Here is a 5,649-nt window from a genome sequence, read left to right as displayed (position 1 = left end):
TTGGGACGCCGTTAATCGGTTTCCCAGAGCTTAAAATACAAAGTTCTCAACCTATTAATCATTTCTATTGTTTATTCGCAGAAGTCTTTTTATAAATGAATATAATTAAACCAAGGATAAGAGCGATAATTCCAGCCATAAAAGGAGAGTGAGACACGCTTTTACCTGTCTCAGGAAGTGTCATCATTGATGCCGGTTGAGTAACAAACGTTGTTCTAGACTTAGAAGAATTTAAGTTATGTTCACCATTATGATTAACCGTAGAAACATTTACAGCACGATGTATGGATTCATCATTCATTGGTGTTTGATTAAAATGGCCCACCACTTGGTCATGATTGCTAGTTGAAGCCAATACTGAATGATTATACATAAAAAATATAGATGCCATCATTATCGCCATCGTACTAATAAAGAATTTGAAAAATTTATGAGTCAAACCCATCTCTCCTTAACATGAAAATCTGAACATCAGAGAAATATATTAAAAGTCTCCCAAGAAGTATTACTTTTAAAGCAAAACTTACAAACAATCAATCTTCTCTATGCATAAGTTGAAGATACCATATGCTATAAATAAACTCCTGTGTATGAGATATCAAATCCATGACATTGTTGTCACATTTATACTTAAAGCAATATTTAGGATTTTTAAAATATACAAAATATCCAAAATGTAGAATAGAAGAAATCAATATTGATTTTACAAGACAGTATAATAAAATAAATAAGTGTGGAATACTTTAATGTATTGCAACGCATATGTTAATAAGTTTTGCATAAAGAATTTGGTCTTATACATAACCCTTATTAACTATTTTTAATTAAATATAAAAGGAGGAAAAAATATGGATGACATGCAAAAGGTTAAACCTACAAATCGGGTTGCTGAAATGATATTAGGTATCATGGGAAGTATATTCGGTATTTTAGGTGGTTTGTTCGCTATTATGGTCCAAGGTATTAGTTCTCAACTTGATACTGGTGGGGAAAATGTAGGTGGATTAGGTGTAGCAGTGATTATTACTTGCATTATAACTCTTATTTTAAGTTGTATTATTAATAAAAAAAGAGTTTTAATTGGGGTACTTTTAGTCATTGGTGGAATTCTTAACTTTATTTTTATTAGCTTTTTTGGGATTCTCTCAGGCATCTTGATTTTAGTAGCAGGCATACTAGCGTTGGTAAGAAAATAAATTGTTTAGAGATAGATAATTGATTTTTATGTTCTTAATAACGTAAGAAGTGAATAATAAATAAGTGAGGATTAATCTTCACTTAATAATGGTCTCCACATTGTTAATAACGATGAGGAGATTTTTTATTTATATGTTATGAATACGCTTTGGCAAGAATCTTTGGAGTAAGTAGTAAATCAAATACCAACAGATTCTTATCATCGTTTGTTATTTGATTCTAGCTCTAGGTGTTACAATATTCTAAAGAGGTGATAACGTTGGAAATTGTTTATCTTGCAGGCGGTTGTTTGTGGGGGACGCAAGCATTTTTCAAAACGATACCTGGCGTTGTGATGACGGAAGCAGGTAGAGCGAATGGTACTACAAATCATTTGGAAGAACCGTATGATGGATATGCTGAATGTGTGAAAGTAGAATTCAATCCACAACAAGTTACTATAAAAGATTTGATGGGGTACTTATTCGAAATCATTGATCCATATAGTTTGAATCGTCAAGGACCAGATATAGGAGAAAAGTATCGAACTGGATTATATAGTAAGGATCAATCGCATCTCGACGAAGCACAAGCATTTATCAATGATAGAAACGATGCGGACCGTATTATGGTAGAAGTAAAGCCATTAACGAATTATGTTAAAAGTGCTGAAGAACATCAAGATCATCTTTATAAACACCCTGAAGATCAGTATCTTTGTCATGTTCCTAAATCACTTTTAAATAAATATAAAAAGTAAAATTAACCCTCGTTGCAGTTTCGAGATGATATAAAATACATAAACAGTCATGAAGATTTGTCTAATCACGAATTTAGTATATTAATACTTCGTATTGCTTAGCTCCCTTGCCGCGGGCATGGCTTGGGAGTGATACAGAATTCTAGAATTTAAGAATTCGTATTATCACCCCCGCAAGGATGATTAGATGTTGAGCCATTTTATGAGCTCAATATCAATCAGCTACTGCGTAGCCTGTCTTTTAAAAATCAATTAACTCTGCAAGTAGTCTCAAGACGCATGCTATTCCTGCAGGCGTGTCGCCATCAATACTTCGTATACCTAGTCTTCCTATTAGCAAGGGTTTACTAAAATTCTTATATATTCAATCTTTATCATGTATTCCTAGCTCATTTACACTTATATTAAAAATTTTATGCTTCTTTAAGCAAATAAGACTCCTCGCATGAGCGGGGAGTCTTATGTTTCAATTCTTATCTTTTAGATGAGAAAGTATCTAATAAGCTTAAAGTAGCTAAGCCTAATAAATCAAGTGCGTGTTGTGCACCTTTTTTGCCGTGACCAGCTTCAAAGTGTTTGTAAGCTGCAACACTTAATACTGAAATTGTAGCAAGTGAACCTAGGCGAGAGATGTTTTTATTTAAGAAACTTGCAGCGAATAATGCAGCTGCAGTTGCTTCAACACCACCTGCTAATTTAACTGAACTAGCTGGTAAACCAAATGTGTTTGTGAAAGTATCCACCATACCTTGGTCACCTTGTAATTTAGGTTTGCTTGCATTGTATAATTCTTTTGCAAGTTTTAAATTTGTAGCATAACGTAAAATCATAAAATATTTCCTCCTATTTATCTTCAAAATATTTATCTACTATAGGTTTAACTTTTTCCCCAAAAAGACGAATTGAATGCATCACATACTCATGAGGAATAGAACCTACCGGAGTATGAATCATAAAGCGATTAATACCTAGAGTCTCGATGGTATCAATAATTTTTTGTGCCACTGTTTCAGGGCTTCCCAAGTAGATAGCACCATGACTGCCTATTTCTCTCTCGAAATAGTTTTCATCGAAAGATGGCCAACCTCGTTCTTTACCTAGTACATCTTGATGTGCCTTAAGTGAAGGGAAAAACTCACGTTTCGCTTGTTCATCTGTTTCTGCAACATAACCCCAAGAATGTACCCCAATAGGTAATTGCTCAGGATTATGTCCGTAAGATAATGCAACAGATTTATATATTTCAACATTACGTGCAAATCGTCTAGGATTTCCACCAATAATGGCATACGTAATTGGCAAGCCAAACGCGCCGGCTCTGAGTGATGATTCAGGTGTACCACCTGTGGCAATCCAAATTGGTAGTTCGCCATTTTCCACTCGTGGGTAAATGCCAGTCTCTTCTAAACTAGGTCTTAATTTACCTTCCCAACTTATGATTTCATGTTTGTTAATTTTAAGCAACATTTGAAGTTTTTCATTAAATAGCTCTTCATAGTCATTTAAATTATAACCGAATAACGGGAAAGATTCGATAAATGAACCTCGACCAATCATAATTTCAGCTCTACCATTAGATACAGCATCCAAAGTTGAGAATCTTTCATATACTCTGACCGGGTCGTCTGAAGACAAGACGGTAACTGCAGAAGATAATTTAATATGTTGTGTTCTTGAAGCAGCTGCACCTAACACAGTAACAGGATCAGAAACTGCGTAGTCTTCGCGGTGATGTTCACCTAAGCCATAAACATCTAATCCAAGTTGATCTGCAAGTTCAATCTCTTCCACTATATCTCTAATACGTTGAGCATGACTTATTGATTCGTGTTTACCATCTGGCATGTAAATGGCACTATTTTCAGCAAATGATGTTAAACCCAATTCTACTTTCATCACTCACACCTCCTAGTATATTTTTTATACTAGATATATATTAATCTTGCCTCACAATTTTGTCAATATAAACGATTTAAACCATACAGAAACGAATGAATAGCACAGTAACGCTATCAATTATTTTAACAACATTGGTTTTGTTTAAACCGTTGACGATAAAGTTTCAATTTTCATATGGAGTCATCTTTGTGTTTTAATACTATGACAATGACTCGATTATTCATAGCTATCACTTATAGTAAACGCACTTTTTTATAAACTAAACTTATAAGTAAACCACTTTTCTTGTACAGAATACTTAATAGCCTTACACTTGATGAAAATTCAAAATATCAAGTATACAATCATTTTCAATATTAAATGTAATAATCAAGTAAAGAGAGGCGAAAAAGATGAAAACGGATATGCAAGCGATGGTTATTCATCATTATGGGAAAGGTCCTGTGTCATTAGAAAGAATGCCATTACCAAGTATGAACCCGAATGAAGTACGAGTGAAAATTAAAGCAGCAAGTATTAATCCAATCGATTTCAAAATTCGTGATGGTAGTTTGAAAATGTTACTGTCTTATCAATTTCCATTAATATTAGGAAATGACTTTGCAGGAGAGATTTCCGAAGTAGGGGAAAATGTTACAGACTTCAAGGTAGGCGACAAAGTGTATGGACGTCCACGTAAATCGAAAATTGGAACATTTGCCGACTATATTTCAATCAACGCAGAAGAAATTGCTCCAATGCCTCAAGGACTTTCTTACGAAGAGGCGGCAAGTATACCTTTAGTAGGCTTAACATCTTATCAAGCGCTAAACGAAGTAATTAAAGCTAAGCCAGGAGACAAAGTGCTCATCCAAGCTGGATCAGGTGGCGTAGGAAGTTTTGCCATTCAATACGCAAAAGCAATAGGGCTTTATGTTGCAACGACTGGAAGTGATCGAGGAGAAAAACTTATCAAATCATTAAATCCAGATGAATTTATTAATTATAAAGAACAAGATTTCTCGAAAGTGTTAAAAGATTTTGATGGTGTATTCGATACACTTGGTGGAGATAATTTAGAAAAATCATTCCAAATCCTTAAACCCCATGGTGTCATTGCTTCGATTTCTGGATTACCGACAGAACGCAATGCTAAAAAGTTAGAAAAAAGTATTTTTAAGCAAGGTTTATTAAAAGCAGCATCATTGAAATACCAACGTTTAGCCAAAAAATTCAACGTTAACTATGAATTTTTATTTATGCATCCAAGTGGTAAGCAATTAAGAGAAATCACAGAACTCATTGAAGCTGGAAAAATTAGACCAATCATTGATAAGGTATTTGACTTTAAAGAAACTCAAAAAGCCATTGAATACTCTGAAAGTGGAAGAGCAAAAGGCAAAATTGTAGTAAAAATGGAAGATTAATTAAAGAGGTGAGATAAATGGCAAAAATTATGATAGTCAATACAAGTACAGATTACTTTGGAAATACAGAAGAACCTACAGGACTATGGCTAAGCGAACTGGTACATTTTTATGATGCATTTAAAAATACAAATGTAGACATTGATATGTTTAATATTACTGGTGGAAATACACCGATCGATCCCGTGAGCCTTAATCCACTGATGTTTGATAATACAACGAAAGCTTATTATAAAAATGAAAGTTTCATGGATTTACTAAGATATTCTCAACCTATTAGAGAAGCGCAACCTGAGAAATACGATGCCATTTATTTTACTGGTGGTCATGGTGTGATGTATGATTTCCCAGAAAATAAATACATCCAAAGTGCAGTGAATACGATTTATGAAAATGGGGGAATCGTTG

Annotated in this window: 6 protein-coding genes and 1 pseudogene; 4 read left to right on the top strand and 3 right to left on the bottom strand. The window is 33.9% G+C overall.

Annotation, left to right across the window (positions count from 1 at the left end; all coding sequences use genetic code 11):
- Positions 1 to 64: 64 nt before the first annotated feature.
- Entirely contained in the window at positions 65 to 439 is a 375-nt protein-coding gene (locus HMPREF3264_RS12505; protein ID WP_256323993.1) for an LPXTG cell wall anchor domain-containing protein, read from the bottom strand.
- Positions 440 to 848: 409 nt separating this feature from the next.
- Here HMPREF3264_RS12505 and HMPREF3264_RS11835 point away from each other — a divergent pair, with 409 nt between their 5' ends.
- On the top strand, positions 849 to 1,196 hold the full coding sequence (locus HMPREF3264_RS11835; RefSeq protein WP_044466616.1) for a DUF4064 domain-containing protein: 348 nt from the start codon (positions 849 to 851) through the stop codon (positions 1,194 to 1,196).
- A 260-nt stretch (positions 1,197 to 1,456) separates the two neighbouring features.
- Positions 1,457 to 1,936: a peptide-methionine (S)-S-oxide reductase gene (locus HMPREF3264_RS11830; RefSeq protein ID WP_070873434.1), complete on the top strand. Its 480-nt coding sequence runs from the start codon at positions 1,457 to 1,459 to the stop codon at positions 1,934 to 1,936.
- Positions 1,937 to 2,409: 473 nt separating this feature from the next.
- On the opposite strand, the gene HMPREF3264_RS11825 is transcribed toward HMPREF3264_RS11830, so the two are convergent.
- Positions 2,410 to 2,766, bottom strand: a complete 357-nt coding sequence (locus tag HMPREF3264_RS11825; RefSeq protein WP_002444682.1) for a hypothetical protein — start codon at positions 2,764 to 2,766, stop codon at positions 2,410 to 2,412.
- 13 nt (positions 2,767 to 2,779) lie between these two features.
- A complete protein-coding gene (locus tag HMPREF3264_RS11820) occupies positions 2,780 to 3,832 on the bottom strand; it encodes an LLM class flavin-dependent oxidoreductase (protein WP_070873433.1) in 1,053 nt (350 codons plus the stop codon).
- A 407-nt stretch (positions 3,833 to 4,239) separates the two neighbouring features.
- Between HMPREF3264_RS11820 and HMPREF3264_RS11815 the strand changes: the two genes are divergently transcribed.
- Together HMPREF3264_RS11815 and HMPREF3264_RS11810 are read left to right on the top strand one after the other, a co-directional pair.
- Positions 4,240 to 5,241 carry an NADP-dependent oxidoreductase gene (locus HMPREF3264_RS11815; RefSeq protein ID WP_172605862.1) on the top strand — a complete coding sequence of 334 codons (1,002 nt, stop codon included), beginning with the start codon at positions 4,240 to 4,242 and terminating at the stop codon, positions 5,239 to 5,241.
- Between the two features lie 17 nt (positions 5,242 to 5,258).
- Positions 5,259 to 5,649: pseudogene (locus HMPREF3264_RS11810) on the top strand (type 1 glutamine amidotransferase domain-containing protein); the annotation flags it as partial.

Source organism: Staphylococcus sp. HMSC62A08 (assembly GCF_001839105.1).
GTDB classification, from domain to species: domain Bacteria; phylum Bacillota; class Bacilli; order Staphylococcales; family Staphylococcaceae; genus Staphylococcus; species Staphylococcus caprae.
The sequence above is the reverse complement of the archived record's forward strand: the minus strand, read 5'-3'. Positions and strand labels throughout refer to the sequence as shown.

What these genes read in the sequence shown, in the direction of transcription:
- HMPREF3264_RS11825 (WP_002444682.1), bottom strand. Translation starts at nt 2,766, where the DNA reads ATGATTTTACGTTATGCTACAAATTTAAAACTTGCAAAAGAATTATAC.
- HMPREF3264_RS11820 (WP_070873433.1), bottom strand. Translation starts at nt 3,832, where the DNA reads ATGAAAGTAGAATTGGGTTTAACATCATTTGCTGAAAATAGTGCCATT.
- HMPREF3264_RS11835 (WP_044466616.1), top strand. Translation starts at nt 849, where the DNA reads ATGGATGACATGCAAAAGGTTAAACCTACAAATCGGGTTGCTGAAATG.
- HMPREF3264_RS11815 (WP_172605862.1), top strand. Translation starts at nt 4,240, where the DNA reads ATGCAAGCGATGGTTATTCATCATTATGGGAAAGGTCCTGTGTCATTA.